Origin of the sequence: Pseudomonas fluvialis, assembly GCF_014207935.1 — a bacterium.
GTDB classification, from domain to species: Bacteria; Pseudomonadota; Gammaproteobacteria; order Pseudomonadales; family Pseudomonadaceae; genus Aquipseudomonas; species Aquipseudomonas fluvialis_A.
The window spans coordinates 263,897-280,373 of record NZ_JACHLL010000005.1 but is presented as its reverse complement, the minus strand read 5'-3'; the positions used below and the strand labels follow the sequence as shown (position 1 = coordinate 280,373).

At 66.7% G+C, this 16,477-nt stretch carries 11 protein-coding genes; 6 read left to right on the top strand and 5 right to left on the bottom strand.

Annotated features, from left to right (window positions below; genetic code table 11):
- Positions 1-82: 82 nt before the first annotated feature.
- A complete protein-coding gene (locus tag HNP49_RS14735; protein ID WP_095941208.1) occupies positions 83-250 on the bottom strand; it encodes a rubredoxin in 168 nt (55 codons plus the stop codon).
- A 193-nt stretch (positions 251-443) separates the two neighbouring features.
- On the opposite strand from HNP49_RS14735, the gene HNP49_RS14730 reads away from it, so the two are divergent.
- The 6 genes from HNP49_RS14730 (at position 444) to HNP49_RS14705 (ending at position 6,810) form a co-directional block, all read left to right on the top strand.
- Positions 444-998 carry a chorismate lyase gene (locus HNP49_RS14730; protein ID WP_184684497.1) on the top strand — a complete coding sequence of 185 codons (555 nt, stop codon included), beginning with the start codon at positions 444-446 and terminating at the stop codon, positions 996-998.
- A gap of 26 nt (positions 999-1,024) precedes the next feature.
- On the top strand, positions 1,025-1,915 hold the full coding sequence (ubiA, locus tag HNP49_RS14725; protein WP_184684495.1) for a 4-hydroxybenzoate octaprenyltransferase: 891 nt from the start codon (positions 1,025-1,027) through the stop codon (positions 1,913-1,915).
- Between the two features lie 105 nt (positions 1,916-2,020).
- Positions 2,021-2,710, top strand: a complete 690-nt coding sequence (gene phoB / locus HNP49_RS14720) for a phosphate regulon transcriptional regulator PhoB (protein WP_184684494.1) — start codon at positions 2,021-2,023, stop codon at positions 2,708-2,710.
- A gap of 136 nt (positions 2,711-2,846) precedes the next feature.
- The gene (phoR, locus tag HNP49_RS14715) at positions 2,847-4,151 is read left to right on the top strand and encodes a phosphate regulon sensor histidine kinase PhoR (protein WP_184684492.1); all 1,305 of its coding nucleotides are present in this window, start codon (positions 2,847-2,849) and stop codon (positions 4,149-4,151) included.
- A gap of 81 nt (positions 4,152-4,232) precedes the next feature.
- Complete coding sequence (locus HNP49_RS14710) at positions 4,233-5,576, top strand: hemolysin family protein (protein ID WP_184684490.1); 1,344 nt, start codon at positions 4,233-4,235, stop codon at positions 5,574-5,576.
- 457 nt (positions 5,577-6,033) lie between these two features.
- Entirely contained in the window at positions 6,034-6,810 is a 777-nt protein-coding gene (locus HNP49_RS14705; RefSeq protein WP_184684488.1) for a gamma-glutamyl-gamma-aminobutyrate hydrolase family protein, read from the top strand.
- Between the two features lie 60 nt (positions 6,811-6,870).
- On the opposite strand, the gene HNP49_RS14700 is transcribed toward HNP49_RS14705, so the two are convergent.
- From HNP49_RS14700 to recC, 4 genes are read right to left on the bottom strand one after another with little or no spacing between them, the layout of a single operon-like run.
- On the bottom strand, positions 6,871-7,611 hold the full coding sequence (locus HNP49_RS14700) for an ABC transporter substrate-binding protein (RefSeq protein WP_184684487.1): 741 nt from the start codon (positions 7,609-7,611) through the stop codon (positions 6,871-6,873).
- A gap of 60 nt (positions 7,612-7,671) precedes the next feature.
- Complete coding sequence (gene recD, locus HNP49_RS14695) at positions 7,672-9,504, bottom strand: exodeoxyribonuclease V subunit alpha (RefSeq protein WP_184684485.1); 1,833 nt, start codon at positions 9,502-9,504, stop codon at positions 7,672-7,674.
- Entirely contained in the window at positions 9,504-13,040 is a 3,537-nt protein-coding gene (gene recB, locus HNP49_RS14690; RefSeq protein ID WP_184684483.1) for an exodeoxyribonuclease V subunit beta, read from the bottom strand. Before recB ends, recD begins: the two co-directional genes overlap by 1 nt.
- A complete protein-coding gene (recC, locus tag HNP49_RS14685) occupies positions 13,037-16,423 on the bottom strand; it encodes an exodeoxyribonuclease V subunit gamma (protein ID WP_184684481.1) in 3,387 nt (1,128 codons plus the stop codon). The genes recB and recC overlap by 4 nt, the downstream gene beginning before the upstream one ends.
- Positions 16,424-16,477 lie beyond the last annotated feature (54 nt).

Here is a 16,477-nt window from a genome sequence, read left to right as displayed (position 1 = left end):
GACGCCGGAGCGGCGGAAAAGAACACCGCCGCAGAGAATGCCCGGCGCGCCGAGTGGGCGCCGGGTTGCCAGCAGTCGCGAATCAGGCGATTTCGATCATCTCGAAGTCGGCCTTGCCGACGCCGCAGTCCGGGCACAGCCAGTCGGCCGGCACGTCTTCCCAACGGGTGCCGGCGGCGATGCCGTCATCCGGCCAGCCCTTGGCTTCGTCATATACCAGGCCACACACCACACACTGCCACTTCTTCATCAACTACTACCTCGGTTCAGGCTTGCTTGCGCCGGCATTGGATTGTCGGACTACCGCGCACTGCGCGTTGTACTGATGCGCCACGGTGGACGCAAGTGCTCGCCGAACCGCCATCCCTAAGTCGGGGGTGGCCGGGGCCGGCAGGCAAACATGATAAGCTGCCCGCCCCGTTTTTTCTCGACTGGCGTGATTCGTGTCCAACGCTGACCTTGCCCATTCCCCGTGCTGGCTGAATGCCGGGCAACTGCAGGAGCTGCCCAGTGCGCTGCAGCATGACTGGCTGTTCGATCAGGGTTCGCTAACCCGCCGACTGACAGCGCTGGCTGCGGGCGAATTTACTGTCGAGCCGCTGCAGCAGGGCTGGCAGGTTCTGCGTGACGATGAGTGCGAGGCCCTCGGCGTGCTTGTCGGTACCGAAGGCTGGGTGCGCGAGGTGTACCTGCAGGGTGGCGGTCAGCCCTGGGTGTTTGCCCGTAGCGTGGCCTCGCGCCCGGCGCTGGAAGCGTCCGGCTTTGATCTGCGCACACTCGGCAGCCGTTCGCTGGGCGAGTTGCTGTTCAGCGACAGCGCGTTTACCCGCGGTGAGCTGCAGGCCTGCCACTACCCGGCCACCTGGCTACCGGCGGCCGTGCGCGAAGATGCTCTGTGGGCGCGGCGCTCCTGCTTTCGCCGTGAACAGCTGGGCCTGCTGGTGGCGGAGGTGTTTCTGCCGGCCCTGTGGCAACGCCAGGCCGGCCTGACTCTATAATCGGCGCAATTCCGACGGAGTCCCGCATGTACCAGAAAGCCCTGGCCAGTGTCGCGCGCCTGCATCCCCGCGCCGAAGCCTTTATCCACCTGATGCGCCTGGACCGGCCGATCGGCATCTACCTGCTGCTGTGGCCGACCCTTTGGGCGCTGTGGGTAGCGGCGGAGGGCGTGCCGTCGTTGGGCAATCTGCTGATTTTCACGCTGGGCGTGATCCTCATGCGCTCGGCGGGCTGCGCCATCAACGATTTCGCCGATCGCCATTTCGACGGCCACGTCAGCCGCACCCAGCACCGCCCGCTGGTCAGCGGCCGGGTCAGTGCGCGTGAGGCAGTGATGCTGTTCGCCGTGCTGGTTGGCCTGAGCTTCCTGCTCGTGCTGTTCACCAATGCCAATACCGTCTGGCTGTCCTTCGGCGGCGCGGCGCTGGCGGCCTGTTACCCGTTCATGAAGCGGCACACCTACTACCCGCAGGTGGTGCTCGGTGCTGCCTACTCCTGGGGCATGCCGATGGCCTTTATGGCGGAGACCGGCACGGTGCCTGCCGAGGCCTGGCTGTTGTACCTGGCCAACCTGTTGTGGACGGTTGCCTACGACACCTACTACGCCATGGCCGACCGTGAGGACGATCTGAAGATCGGGGTGAAATCCACCGCCATCCTGTTTGGTGACGCTGACCGCGTCATCATCCTCACCTTGCAGGGGCTGGCGCTGGCCTGTCTGCTGCTGGCCGGCAGCAAGTTTGGCCTGGGTCTGTGCTTCTATCTGGGCCTGGCGGGCGCGGCGGCCTGCTTCCTCTGGGAGTTTGTCAGCACCCGTCAGCGTGACGCGGCCAGTTGCTTCGCGGCGTTCCTGCACAACCACTGGGCCGGCCTGCTGATTCTGCTCGGACTGATCGCCGACTACGCCCTGCGCTGAACCACTGTCCTGAGGCACCGGGCGGGGCGTACAGGCTGTCACAACCCTGCAATAATTCCGTTATCTAATGCGGCGCAGTAACCGACAGTTCCCTGAGGTCCCGCCATGGTTGGTAAGTCCATCCTGATCGTTGATGACGAAGCACCGATTCGTGAAATGATTGCCGTCGCCCTGGAAATGGCCGGCTATGACTGTCTGGAGGCGGACAACGCCCAGCAGGCTCACGCGCTGATCGTCGACCGCCAGCCCGACCTGATCCTCCTCGACTGGATGCTGCCCGGCACTTCCGGCATCGAACTGGCCCGCCGTCTGAAGCGCGACGAGCTGACCGCCGACACGCCGATCATCATGCTCACCGCCAAGGGTGAAGAGGACAACAAGATCCAGGGCCTGGAAGTCGGTGCCGACGACTACATCACCAAGCCGTTTTCGCCGCGTGAACTGGTGGCCCGCCTCAAGGCCGTGCTGCGCCGCGCCGGTGCCAGTGACAACGAAACGCCGATCGAAGTCGGTGGCCTGCTGCTTGATCCGATCAGCCACCGCGTCACCATCGACGGCAAGCCGGCCGACATGGGCCCCACCGAATACCGCCTGTTGCAGTTCTTCATGACCCATCAGGAGCGCGCCTATACCCGTGGTCAGCTGCTCGATCAGGTCTGGGGCGGCAATGTCTATGTCGAGGAACGCACGGTCGACGTGCATATCCGCCGGCTGCGCAAGGCCCTGGGTGAGGTCTACGAGAATCTGGTGCAAACGGTACGCGGCACCGGCTATCGTTTCTCCACCAAGGCCTGATACACGCCACTGGCATGAACCTTGGTAGCAGGCTGCGGGCGCACTTGATGACGTCCCTGTAAACTGCCTGCTTCAGCCGCTCTGGCCTGGCGCTTTGCCCGGCAAATTCAGTGGCCACTCGCAACAAGGACTCAGCGTGAAACAACAATGGCGTGGCGGCCTGGTGCGTCGCCTGCTTCTTTTGCTCGGCGCCTGCCTGCTGGTGGGTGTGCTCAGCGGCCAGTATGCCTGGACGCTGGTAGTCGGTCTGGCCGCCTACCTGGGCTGGACCCTCTGGCAGCTGCTGCGCCTGCAGCAGTGGTTGCAGCGCAAGCAGGTGGATGAGCCGCCGCCCGATGGCCATGGCCTGTGGGGTGAAGTGTTCGACAGCATCTATCACCTGCAGCGCCGTGATCAGCGCGCCCGCGGACGCCTGCAGGCGGTGATCGACCGTGTGCAGGAATCCACCGCGGCCCTGCGCGACGCCATCATCATGCTCGACAGCGATGGCAACCTGGAGTGGTGGAACATCGCCGCCGAGCAGCTGCTCGGCCTCAAGACCCCGCAGGACAGTGGCCAGGCCATCAGCAACCTGGTGCGTCATCCGCGTTTCAAGGAGTACTTTGCCGAGGAGAACTACAGCGAGCCGCTGGAGCTGCCTTCGCCGATCAACGAGCGCATGCGCCTGCAGATCCAGATCACCCTGTATGGCAATTGCGAGCACCTGATGCTGGTGCGTGACGTGACCCGCGTGCATCAGCTGGAACAGATGCGCAAGGACTTCGTCGCCAATGTGTCCCACGAGCTGCGCACGCCGCTGACCGTGATCACCGGCTACCTGGAAACCCTCGCCGACAACGTCGAAGGGGTGAATCCGCGCTGGCTGCGACCGCTGCAACAGATGCAGCAGCAGGCCGTGCGAATGCAAAACCTGCTCAATGACCTGTTGCTGCTGGCCAAGCTGGAGGCCACCGACTACCCCTCGGACAGCCTGCCGATTCAGCTGGAGCCCTTGCTGACGAGCATCCGCAATGACGCCATCGCCCTCTCGGCCAACCGCCAGCATCAGGTCAGCCTGGAGGTCGAGCCGGGCCTGAGCCTGCGTGGCAGCGAGGCGGAGCTGCGCAGTGCCTTCTCCAACCTGGCCTTCAACGCTGTGAAGTACAGTCCGGATGGCAGCAGTGTGTGCATTCGCGCCTGGCAGGATGCCCAGGGCATTCATGTGGCGGTACAGGACAGTGGCATCGGCATCGAGGCGCGACACATCCCGCGCCTGACCGAACGTTTCTATCGCGTCGATGCCAGCCGCTCCTCGAGCACCGGCGGCACCGGTCTTGGCCTGGCCATCGTCAAGCACGTGCTGCTGCGCCACCGCGGCAAGCTGGCGATCAGCAGCAGTCTCGGTCATGGCAGTCTGTTCAGCTGTCATTTCCCAGCGCAGGCGGTCCAGGAGCCCCACTGAGCGACTCTCGAAGGGCTGCAACCTTGCAATGCAGGTCCCCAACCCTCACCCTTAGCCGGTCTTCCACAAACATAAAGCCTTATGGACCCTTCCCCCACACTCGAAACGTCCGCCCTGTTTGCCGATCTCGGCCTGGTTTTCTTTGCTCTGTTTCTCGTGCTGCTCAACGGTTTCTTCGTGGCTGCCGAGTTCGCCATGGTCAAGCTGCGCGCCACCAAGGTGGCGGAAATTGCCGACCAGCATGGCTGGCGCGGACATATCCTGCGCACCGTTCATCGTCAGCTGGATGCCTACCTCTCGGCCTGCCAGCTGGGCATCACCCTGGCCTCGCTGGGCCTTGGCTGGGTGGGGGAGCCGGCCTTCGCCGAGCTGATCACCCCCGTGCTCAGCTACCTGGGTGTCGACTCGCCCAAGCTGGTGCATGGCATCGCGTTCTTCACCGCGTTCTTCATCATTTCCTACCTGCACATCGTGGTTGGCGAGCTGGCGCCCAAGTCCTGGGCGATCCGTAAACCCGAGCTGCTGTCGCTGTGGACTGCCGCGCCGTTGTACCTGTTCTACTGGCTGATGTACCCGGCCATCTATCTGCTCAATGCCAGCGCCAACGCCATCCTGCGCATGGCTGGCCAAGGCGAGCCGGGTGCGCACCACGAGCACAGCTATAGCCGTGATGAACTGAAACTGATCCTGCACTCCAGCCGCGCTCAGGAAAATGACGACAGCCAGGGGCTGCGCGTGGTGGCCTCGGCGGTGGAGCTGGGTGAGCTGGAGGTGGTTGACTGGGCCAACTCCCGTGAAGATCTTGTCAGCCTTGAACACGACCTGCCGCTGGCCGATATCCTCGCCGTGATCCGCCGGCACAAGTACAGTCGCTACCCGGTGTACGACAGCCACAAGGAAGAGTTCGTCGGCCTGCTGCACATCAAGGACCTGCTGCTGGCGCTGTCGGCGCTGGAAAGCATGCCGGAGTCGTTCGACCTGTCCGAACTGACTCACCCGCTGGAGCGGGTGTCCAAGCATCTGCCACTGGCCCAGCTGCTCGAACAGTTCCGCCAGGGTGGCTCGCACTTCGCTCTGGTCGAGGAGGCCGATCACAAGGTCATTGGCTACCTGACCATGGAAGACGTGCTTGAAGTGCTGGTCGGCGATATCCAGGACGAGCACCGTAAGGCCGAGCGCGGCGTACTGGCCTACCAGCCCGGCCGCCTGCTGGTTCGTGGTGACACGCCGCTGTTCAAGATCGAACGCCTGCTCGGCATCGACCTCGATCACATCGAGGCCGAAACGCTTGCCGGCCTGGTCTATGACAGCCTCAACCGCCTGCCGGAAGAGGAAGAGGTGCTGGAGGCCGAAGGCCTGCGCATCATCGTCAAGAAGATGAAAGGGCCGAAGATCATTCTGGCCAAGGTGCTCAAGCTCGATTGAGCCCGCTCCGCGCGACGGCCATCACGGCCGTCGCCTGCTTCGCTGTCTGCCTCGCGTTAAAAATATTGGACTGGCAGCGTTTCCTTCTATCTCGGTTAATCAGCCTGTGAAGTCCTATTCGCCTGGATTTGCGGTCATTTCAGTCCGGGTTGGTGGTCGGATTCTGTGACATTTAAACGGCGATTGTTTGACATTTTTTACGCCTCTGGCCACACTGGCTGCACGGTTCCGACTGCCAGAGAGCCGTCGCGGGCAGGCTTTCGCGCCGCCCAACTCCCGCGTGTGGTCCGGCAAAACGCCGTTGCAGACCACCCGGCAGCGACTCTCTTCATGCTCAGGCTCAAGACTTCAGGTCTGCCGCCTGGACAGGCGGAACCCGCAATAAACAGGAAGCAGCGCCACGCCGATGGCCCTTCCTGCCAAGCAACGGCAGGTCCGACCTGCCTCAAGGTGACGTATGTCCAACAAGAACACTGGCAATACCCCGCGTAAACCCGTTGTGCTCATGTCCATGGGACATCAGGAGCGCAAAGGTCACGACTATCAGGTCATGACCCACAAATACATCGTGCCCCTGGTGGAACTCTCCGGCTGTGTACCGCTGCTGGCGCCTACCTGCTGCGGCCCGGACGATGTCGACCAGTACCTCGACATGGTCGATGGCATCTACCTCACCGGTGCCGGCAGCAACATCGATCCGGCCCTCTACGGTCAGGAAAACCTCACGCCGGACAAAGGTCAGGACAAGAACCGTGATCTCTTTGATCTGCCGCTGATCCGCAAGGCCATCGAGCGCGGCCTGCCGATCTTCGCCATCTGCCGTGGCATGCAGGAAATCAACGTGGCCCTCGGTGGCACCATCCACCAGAAGGTCTACAGCCTGGACGGCTACAACGATCACCGCGAAGACAGCGATGATCCGGTCGATGTGCAGTACGCCCAGGTGCATGGCGTACGCCCCGTCGATGGCAGCTGGCTGCAGAAGCTGGTGGGTGACGAGATTCAGGTCAACTCGCTGCATGGTCAGGGCCTGGACAAGCTGGGCGAAGGCCTGGAGCCGCTGGCCTACGCGGAAGATGGCCTGATCGAAGCCATTCACATGCCGGCGCTGCCGCAATTCACCCTGGCCGTGCAATGGCACCCGGAGTGGCAAGCTGCGCAGAACCCGGACTCGGTGAAGATCTTCCAGGCCTTCGGCGAAGCCTGCCGTGAGCAGGCCGCCAAGCGCGCCTGAGTCTGTCGTGCTCTGTCGGAAAGCCCGCCTTGTGCGGGCTTTCTGCTGTCTGGCCAGTGCTTACTGGACGAGCTGGTCCAGCAGCTTCTGGTAACGGCCACTGCTGTGTAGCGAGGCCAGGCCCTGGTTGAAGTCATTCAGCAACACTTGAGCTTGAGGATGGTGGCGGGGGATCAGCAAATGCAGGGCATTGCTGGGGAATATGCCTTGGGAACGATGGAACTGGTCGCGCGCCGCACCGCTGAGCTGCAATGAGGTTTCGCCCAGGCGGGCATCGGCGACAAAGAAATCATCCCGCCGCAGCAGCAACAGGCGTGCGCACTCATCCAGCCCGCTGGGTTCATGCCGGGTCAGCTCGCCACGCTCGACCATCTCCTGCAGGGGTTTGGGCGGCTGCCAGCCAAGGGGGTAGCAGAAGCGCTTGCCGCGCAGGGCGGGCAACTGCTCTGGCTCATAGGCTTCGCCGGCACGGCTGAAGATATGTTGCTGCACCTGGTAGAGCGGCTCGGAGTAGTGGAAGTCGGCCTCTCGTTCCTGGGTACGGACATAGGGAAAGGTGGCGTCGTATTCACCTTCCAGCGTCATCTTGTAGCCCCGTATCCAGGGCCGCCAATCCAGCCTTGCCGTTTGCTGCTGTTCGGCCAGTGCGGCCATCACCACCTGGGTGAGCAGGCCGCCGCCGGGTAACTGCCGGTCGGTGAAGGGGGCATAGTCGTCACCGGTCACCAGGCGCAATTCGCCAGCCTGCGCCCCGAGTGTGCAGGCCCATAGCAGGTACAGCAGTAGGTGGCGTTGACGCATGGTGCTCTCTTGGCCGGGTTTCCGTCTCCAGCATAGATGCCGGCCTGAGGAGGTGCCTGATCAGTCAAACAAAGCCAACTGTCCTGCTTTGTCGATTTCGACTGATGGTGATTGGGCCGCTGGGAGTACATCTGATTTGGCCAGCCGCTCGGCCAGGCCGGCCGCGCGTTCGGCGCGGGTGTTGACCGCTTCCAGCAGTCGCGCGGGCAGGCCCCATATTTCCACCTGCTGCTTGGCGCGGGTGATACCGGTGTAGAACAGGCTGCGGGTCAGCAACGGGCTGGGCGTTTCCGGCAACACCAACAGCACCTGAGCGAACTCCGAGCCCTGGCTCTTGTGCACGGTCATGGCAAAGGCGCTGTCGTGGCTGGGCAGACGAGCCGGGGCGAAGGGGCGGAAGCCCGTTTCGGCCTCGAAGAACACGCGCAGGCCACTGGGCGTATTCAGGCACAGGCCGATATCGCCATTGAACAGGCCCAGAGCGTAATCGTTCTGCCGTACCATCACCGCGCGGCCGGCATACCAGCGTTCGCCCGGCTGACGGCGGAAGCGCGCCTCCAGCGCTTCGTTAAGCCCGGCCACGCCCCAGGTGCCCTCGCGCTGAGCGGTCAGCACGCGGAAGGCATTGAAGGCAGCAAAGGCCAGGGCCGGATCGCCCGTGCGGGCGGCGGCGAGGTAGGGCGCGTAGCCGTCCAGCAGCCGGCGATGCAGATCGTTCGGCTGTGGCTCGGCGTGCCAGGCCAGATCGGCGCGCGCTTCCTGCAGCAGGGTCAGAGTGCCCGCTGCATCGCCAGCATTGATGCGCCGAGCCAACTCGCCGATGCCGCTGTCGCCGGCAAAACGGTGGCTGTGGGTCAGCAGCACCACGGCATCGCCCAGCTGCGAGGTCGGCGTGCCGGTTGGCACCGGTTGGCCGGTCAGTTGTTCGATCTCGGCGGCGGCCTGGGCATCGAAACCGCGCCCCTCGCACAGCTCGGCGAACACCGCGCCGGCTTCCACCGCGCAGAGCTGGTCCTTGTCACCCAGCAGGATCAGTCGTGCCTGTGGAGGCAGGGCGTCGAGCAGCTTGGCCATCAGCGCCAGGTCGACCATCGAGGCTTCGTCCACCACCAGCACGTCCAGCGGCAGCGGGTTGGCCGCGTGATGACGCACCGCCGGCGAGTCGCCGCGACTGCCGAGCAGACGGTGCAGGGTGCGCGCCTCCTCGGGCAGTAGCGCCTTGAGTTCATCGGCCAGCGGCAGTCCAGCCTTGGCGTTGCGGATGGCCTCGGCCATGCGCGCGGCGGCCTTGCCGGTGGGCGCGGCCAGGCCGATGGCCAGACGCTCGCCGCCGGGTTGTTCGAGCAGGGCGGCGAGCAGGCGCACTACCGTGGTGGTCTTGCCGGTGCCGGGGCCGCCGGAGATCACCGCCAGTTGGCGGCGCACCGCCTGGGCCGCGGCGATGCGCTGCCAGTCGGGCGCTTGTGCGACGGCGTTGAAGGCGAACAGCCGGGCCAGCGACTCGCTCAGGCGCGCCTCGTCCACCGCCGGTCGCAGGGCGGCGCGGCGCAGCAGCTGTGACGCCAGCTGCACCTCGTAGGCGTGGTAGCGCGCCAGGTACAGGCGCTCGCCATCGAGGATCAGCGGGGCGAAATCGCCGGGCGCGCCGACCAGGGGGCTGGCTTCGAGCTCGCGGAGCCACGGCGTCAGACCCGGCAGGCGGAAGTCATGCTCTGGCCAGGGTGCCGTGCCGGCCAGCCGGCGCAGCGGCAGGCACACATCGCCATTACCCAGCGCCGCACAGCACAGCGCGGCGGCGGCCAGTACCGAGTCCGGCGCCTGGGGTTCCAGGCGGCGCAGGCTGCCAAGCAGCGCCCGCTCCAGCGGGCCGAGGGGCAGATCATCCAGGAGCATCACGCGCCCTCCGCAAAGAGTTGGTCCAGCGCATCCAGCAGGCTGTCCTGCGGGCGCTGGAAATACACGCCGGCCTCGGGCATGCCGCGCAGGAACAGGTACCAGGCGCCGCCCAGCTGACTGTCGTCGAAGTCCGCCAGACGCAGGCGCAGGAAGCGGCGCAGCGCTACCAGATAGATCAGGTACTGCAGGTAGTAGTGCGCCCCGGCGATGGCCTGCTCCAGGCGCTCACCGCCGTAGTAGCTGGCGTCCGGGCCGAGCCAGTTGGACTTGTAGTCGAGGATGTACCAGCGCCCGGCGTGCTCGAAGGTCAGGTCGATAAAACCCTTCATGAAGCCGTTGAGCTGGTCGAAGTTCAGGCTGCAGGCCGCCTCGCGCATCGCCTGCGGCAGGCCGTTGGCCGGGTCCTGCAGGATGGCGCGCAGCGGCGCGATGTTGAGGTTGCGCAGCGGGAAGGTGAAGCCCAGTTCGGGCAGCCGGCGTGCCGGGTCGAGGGCCGACAGGCACAGGCCGGCGCCATCCAGATCGGTGTCCAGTACCCGCTGCAGCTGCTCGGTGGCGATGGCCTGCCAGTCCAGCGGCAGGCCGTGTTCCTGCAATTGCTGCTCGACCAGCGCGGCCAGTTCACCCTTGCCGCGCATCCAGTCTTCGAGGATGGCGTGCAGGCAGGTGCCGGCACGCGCGCCACGGGGGAAGGCGAAGAAGCCGCTGCCCGGCTCGCGGCTGGCCGGCGCGGCGAGCTGGTCGCGGTCCGGCGCCTCGTGGTGCTGGTCGGCGGCCAGGCCGGAGAAGCTGCCCATGCGCCAGGCGCTGGTCAGGCTGCGCGAGAGCTGCGCCAGTTGCTGCGGTGGCTCGGCGCGGGATTCGCCGGCGGCGCTGGCCTCAGCCATCTGCAGCGGCAGTACGGCCATGCGTCCTGCGCTGGCCGCCACCAGGGCGTTCAGCTCGCCCAGCAGGCCCTGCGGGCTGGCCTGGCGCAGATGCTCGTTGAGCTCGCCCAGGGCGTCGGCGCCGGGCAACTGGCGGCCATGCAGCAGCCAGGCGAGGGCGCTGCTGGCCAGGCTCTCGGTGGCCAGCACGCCGTCCTTGTTGGGCTTGCAGTCCACCGGGCCCCAGTGCAGCCAGAGATGGTCGCGGGCGCGGGTCAGAGCCACGTAGGTCAGGCGCAGCTTCTCGGCGAAACTCTCGCGCCGCGCCGCTTCGACATGCTCGTCGAGCCGGTCGCTGCCCAGGTCGAGCAGCGGCTGACCCTGCTCGTCGTGGCAGTTCGCGGTGTCGGTGTTCTTGCCCAGCAGGCGCCCGTCCCACAGGCAGGGGCAGAACACCAGTGGATATTCCAGACCCTTGGAGGTGTGGATGGTGACGATCTGCACCCGTTCGGCATCGCTTTCTAGGCGCAGCAGAGCGTCTTCGCCGTGGCTGTCGGCGGCGCGCTGGGCGGCGAACCAGGCCAGCAGCGGCTCCAGCCCCGGCCGCAGCAGGCTCTGCGCCTGCAGCAGTTCGGCCAGGTGCAGCAGGTTGGTCAGCCGGCGCTCGCCGTCGACCAGCGCCAGCAGGCGCCCGGCCACGCCTTCCTGATCCAGCCAGGCGCGGAAGGCGCGCAGGAAGCCCTGCTGTTGCCACAGCTGATGGAAGCTTTCGGCGCGCTCGCGCTCGGCATCCCACTCCTGGGCATCGTCCTGGCAGCGCGCCAGCGCCTCGGCATCCCGCCCGAGCAGGCGGGTGGCCAGGGCATGGCGCAGCACGCCCTCGCGGCCCGGCTCGGCATAGGCTGCCAGCACGGCGGACAGCTCGCCGGCCTCCTCGCTGTGCCAGACGCTCTCCTTGCCCCGGCGCACACTGGGTACGCCGCGTGCCGACAGTTCGGCAGCGATCTCCCCGGCCTGCTTGTGGCTGGCGACCAGCACGGCAATATCGCCGCCCTTGAGCGGCGTGCGGCTGCCTTCCGGGTCAGCGAAATAGGCCTGCCCGGCATGGCTGGCGGCGAGCAGTGCGGCGATGCGCCGGGCGCAATCCTCGGCGGCCAGACTGCTGGCCTGGCCCTTGGTCAGAGGCTCGTCGCCCAGCCACACCAGGCCCAGCGGCGGCAGTGGCTCGGGCAGCACCAGCTGCGCCCGGGGCTTGCTGCTGGCGCCCACGGGCGGGTAGTCCAAGTCGCGCTCGGCAAAGGGGGTGGGACGGTCGAACAGCAGGTTCAGCGCGCCGATCAGTTCGGGGGTGGAGCGGTGGTTGGTGGTCAGACTGTACTGCCGCGCCGCCTCTTCCCGGGCCCTGAGGTAGGTGGCCAGGTCGGCACCTCGAAACGCATAGATGGCCTGCTTGGGGTCCCCTACGAAGCAGAGACTGCCTTCGCTCTCGTAGACGCTGCGGAAGATCTGGTACTGAATCGGGTCGGTGTCCTGAAACTCGTCGATCAGCGCCAGCGGGTACTGTCGGCGCAACGCGGCGGCCAGGGTGGCGCCGCCTTCGCCCTGTAGGGCGTCGTTCAGACGGTTGAGCAGGTCGTCGAAGGCGAGGATGCGCTGGGCCGCCTTGCGCGCTGGCAGCTGTTCGTTGAGCTGGGCGATCAGTCGTACCTTGAGGTCGACCAGGCGCTGCTCGGCCTCGGGCTGGCAAGCTTCCAGCGCTTCGACCAGTCCCTGCAGGGCGTCGGCGACGGCGCCCAGCGGTGCCTCGCGGCCCTTGAGTGTGGCCTTGAGCAGCGCCTCGCGCGACAGCCGCTGGGGCGCCTCGGTCTTGCTGAACAGTGCGGCGGCATCGCTGAAATAGCCATCCAGCTCGGTCTGCCAGTGGCCGATTTTGCGCGCGTCATAACTGCGCTTGTTGAGACCGTCGAAGGCCTTGAGCTGCTCGATCCAGACCTCGCCGTCGCGCTGCCAGAAGGACTCCGCGTGTTGCCAGGCCGCGCGCAGCGGGGCCATGTCGGCCTGACTGCCCGGCGCCGGCTCGATGCGCAGGAAAGGTTTGCCCAGATGGCTGCGCAGCTGGCCGCGCAGCTGCTGCGGGGTGATCTTTTTCTGAGCGAGGAAGGCCGCCCATTCCGGCTCGGCGCTGGCCAGCTCATGGCGCCAGAGGTCGGCGATCAGCGCATCGAGGATCTCGCGGTCGTCGCTGGACAGCTCGTTGTCGAAGTCGCCACCGGCCTCGAAGGCGGCGTCCTGCAGGGCGCGCTGACAGAAACCGTGGATGGTGAAGATGGCCGCCTCGTCGAAACCGTGCACCGCCAGCAGCAGGCGGCGGCGATTGGCATCGCCCGGATACTGGTCGTGCAGGGCATTGAGCAGGGCATCGCCGCCGTGACCCTGTTCATAGACGGCCAGCAGTTCGGCCAGGCGTCTGCGGATGCGCTCGCGCAGCTCGGCGGTGGCGGCGGTGGTGTAGGTGACCACCAGAATCTGCCCGACCGACAGCTGCTCCTGCAGCAACATCCGGGCGTAAAGTGCCGTGAGCGTCCAGGTCTTGCCGGTGCCGGCGCTGGCCTCGATCAGGCTGCGCCCGGCGAAGCTGTCGCGGAGCAGGTCGAGTGGGGCGTTCATGCGTCTTCCTCCTCGCCCTGCAGGGCATCCAGCGCTGGGCCGTAGAGGGCCTCGGCCAGCGCCTCGAAGCGCTCGTCCAGCGGGTCGCGGTCGCGGAAGGCCAACGCATTCCACGGGTCCTGACCTTCGCCGGTAAAGTAGTCGTTGCCTTCCCACATCACCCGTGCCTCGGCGCGGGCGGCGTCCTGCGGCTCCTTGCGGCCGGGATTGCGCCACTTGTGGGCATAGCCGTGGCTGCACTTGGCAAACACCGGCAGCGGTTCGCAGAGTGCCTCCTGATAGGCCTCCAGCCAGGGTTTGAGCAGCGCCAGTGGTTCGGCCAGCGGACCCAGGCGCCATTCGCTCTTGGGCGACAGCAGCCGGCTCTCGCGGGCGATGCCGGGCGAGGCGCTGGCGTTGAGCAGCAGGTGGCGCAGCCAGAAGGGCGCCAGTTCCCAGGCGCCCAGGTCGCGCAGGCGGTAGTCGAACAGTCCCTCGGGCGTGACGCCTTCCAGCCAGCCGTGGATGCGCACGCCAGCCAGGCGGATATCCACCAGCAGCGGCTGGGCGGCTTCCTCAGGGCGCTCGTCGAACAGGGTTGGGGCGAAGGCTCGGATCGGCCCGCGAATCTGTCCCCAGTGCGCCTGACCCAGCTCACCCACCGGCAGCCAGCCTGCGGCAGCGGCCACGCGGCGCTCGTCGGGCTCGCTCCAGCCAGATTCCACCGCCTGCAGGGCCAGCTGGCGCAGGCCGTGCTGGGCGGTCCACTCGACGCTGAAGGGTTCGTCGCCGGCCAGCACCTCTTCGCTTTGCGCCAGACGCAGGCCCAGACGCTGCTCCAGCAGGTAGCGCGCCGGGTGCTTGAAACAGTGGATCAGCTGGCTCGGCTCCAGGGTCAGCCAGTCCTCGTCGGGCGGAGGCAGGCGGTGGGCGAAGGGCGCCAGCGGCTCGTCCGGTGCCTGGGCCAGGCGCTGAGCGGCGCGGAACCAGGGGGCGGCATAGCCGGCGCGGCGGTCCGCAGCAGAGTTTTCGGGGGCGAAATTGCCGGGCGCGAACGGCTGCAGCGGGTGGGTAACGGTAATGGCTTGGCTCGACAGCGAGCTCTGGGCGGTCACTGCCGTCATATCGACGGCATCGAGCAGCTCGCTGACCAGCACCGAGGGCGGCAGGTGCGCGTTGTCGCGCGCATCGCGGCCCACGTAGCTGAGATACAGGCCGTCGCGTGCCGACAGGAGGATTTCCAGAAACAGGTAGCGGTCGTCCAGGCGCCGCGCGCGGTCGCCGCGCCGGGGCTTCTGGGCGATCAGGTCGAAACCGGCGGCCGGTGTGCGCCGGGGCAGGGTACCGTCGTCCAGACCGAGCAGGCAGACGTGGCGGAACGGCAGGCTGCGCATGGGCACCATGCTGCAGAAGGTGACCATGCCGGTGAGAAAGCCCGAGGCGCCGGAGCCCTGATCTAGCGCTGCCACCAGGCGGTCGCGCACCAGTTCGATGGGAATGTCGCGGGTGATGCCGGCGGCTGCGGCCTGATCGCGCAGGGCGGCGCAGGCCTTGCTCAACAGCAGCAGGGTGTCGCCGGCCTCCTGCTCGTCGAGCAGCGCGTCGATCAGCTGTTGCAGGCCGTCGGCCCACTCGGCCAGCGGACGCGGTCGTGCCAGTTCATCGGCCCAGCCGGCCAGACGCTGGACGAAACCGGCCAAGGCCCCGAGCAGTTGGCCGCGCGCGCCTTCCAGCGCATCCAGCGGCCAGCTGTCACCCAGCAACGGGGGGGCGCTGCCGGCCAGTTGCGGCGGCGCGGCAAAGCCCAGCAGCAGACGGTCCAGGCCCTGTTGCCAGGTAAAGGCCTGCTCGGCTGGCAGACCCAGGCGGCCGCGATGCGCGCCATCCCGGCCCCAGCGCACGCCGGCGTCGCGCAGCCAGTCGCGCAGCAGCGGCAGGTCTTCGGCCTCGATACCGGCGCGGCGGGCAATGGCCGGCAACTCCAGCCAGCCGAGCAGCTGTTCGGCGGCGAAGCGGCTTTGCGCCAGGTCGAGCAGGGAGAGAAAGGCCTCGATCAGCGGCAGCTCGGCGCGCAGGCTGCGGTCGGCCAGGCTGAAGGGAATCCGCGGCACGCCTTCGCGGGCGGCAAACACTGCTTCGATAAAGGGCGCATAGCGTTCGATGTCCGGCGTCAGCACCACCACCTGATCGGGCGTCAGCGTCGGGTCGGCGGCGAAGCGGGCGAGCAACTGGTCATGCAGCACCTCGACCTCGCGCAGCGGTGAGTGGCAGACATGCAGCTCCAGCGAGCGGTCGTCCTCGCGCAGTGGCAGACGCTCGTCGGCGGCGCGGCTGCGCAGGCGCAGGATGTCCTGCTGCAGGGCATGCAGCAGACTGTCATCGCGCAGGTCCTGATCCTCTGGGTACAGCCCGGTTTCCTGGCCGCTCAGGCTGAACAAACTGTCGAAGAAGTCGCGGCCCTGCTTGCCCAGGCTGGCCAGCAGGGGGTGGCCCACATCCAGGTACCAGTCATCCACCGCCGGGGAAGCTGCTGCGCTTGAATAGGCGTTGTTAAAACCAGGCTCGGGATGCTCATGTACTGGCTGTACACTCCGCTCCCTCGCCTGATTTTGCCTAGCCTCTTCTGCGCTCGCGACGCTTCCTGCTCGCTCAGAGGCTATGGCCAGCTCGCGAATATCACGGATATCGCCCCAGGCCTCGCGGCAGGGATTGAGGGCGAAGAGGATCACCTCGCAGTGCTGCGCCAGGCCTTCGAACACGCGCAGGTGGTGTGGCGGCAGGGCGCTGATGCCGAATACCACCAGGCGCTCGGGCAACTGCGCCAGCGGTTGTGGGTCGTGCAGGCGGGCCAGCAGCTCGCCGAGCAGGCGCGCGCGGTGCGGGTGGCCGTCCTTGGTCAGTTCGTGCCAGAGCAGCCCCTGCCAGTCCTCGTCGGCGCCCAGCTCCAGGCGCTCGCCGCGCTCCCAGGCGGCCAGCCAGTCGTCACGGTAAAGCAGGTACTGGTCGTAAACGTCGGCAATGCGCGTGGCCAGGGTCAGCCGGCGTCGCTCGTCGCCGCCGTCGAGGTAACGCGCCAGACGCGGCGCCCTTGTCAGGTTGTCCGCCTCGCACAGCCAGTCATACACACGCCAGGCCAGTGGCTTGGGATCGAAGGCCGAGGTGGCCGGCAGCTCGCCCAACACTTCGCGCGCCAGCTGCCAGATGAAGCTGGCTGGCAGTTGCACTTCCAGCTGCATGACGATGCCCTGCTGGCGCGCCAGCTGCAGGGTCAGCCAGCGCCCCATGCCCTGACTCGGTACCACCACCCTGGCCGGCGCGAGCGGGTCGCTCAGCGGCTGGGCGAGCAGCGTGGCGGCCAGTTCACCGAGGCTTTCCAGGTCATTGGCGTGATACAGGTGGAGCATGGGTGGGCATCCCTTCGCGGTGCAGACAAACGGCCAGAAGTTGCCACAGATCAC

Bases quoted from the DNA above. Each gene is read 5' to 3' on its own strand.
- HNP49_RS14735 (WP_095941208.1), bottom strand. From the start codon at position 250: ATGAAGAAGTGGCAGTGTGTGGTGTGTGGCCTGGTATATGACGAAGCC.
- ubiA (WP_184684495.1), top strand. From the start codon at position 1,025: ATGTACCAGAAAGCCCTGGCCAGTGTCGCGCGCCTGCATCCCCGCGCC.
- phoB (WP_184684494.1), top strand. From the start codon at position 2,021: ATGGTTGGTAAGTCCATCCTGATCGTTGATGACGAAGCACCGATTCGT.
- HNP49_RS14710 (WP_184684490.1), top strand. From the start codon at position 4,233: ATGGACCCTTCCCCCACACTCGAAACGTCCGCCCTGTTTGCCGATCTC.
- HNP49_RS14705 (WP_184684488.1), top strand. From the start codon at position 6,034: ATGTCCAACAAGAACACTGGCAATACCCCGCGTAAACCCGTTGTGCTC.
- HNP49_RS14700 (WP_184684487.1), bottom strand. From the start codon at position 7,611: ATGCGTCAACGCCACCTACTGCTGTACCTGCTATGGGCCTGCACACTC.
- recD (WP_184684485.1), bottom strand. From the start codon at position 9,504: ATGCTCCTGGATGATCTGCCCCTCGGCCCGCTGGAGCGGGCGCTGCTT.
- recB (WP_184684483.1), bottom strand. From the start codon at position 13,040: ATGAACGCCCCACTCGACCTGCTCCGCGACAGCTTCGCCGGGCGCAGC.
- recC (WP_184684481.1), bottom strand. From the start codon at position 16,423: ATGCTCCACCTGTATCACGCCAATGACCTGGAAAGCCTCGGTGAACTG.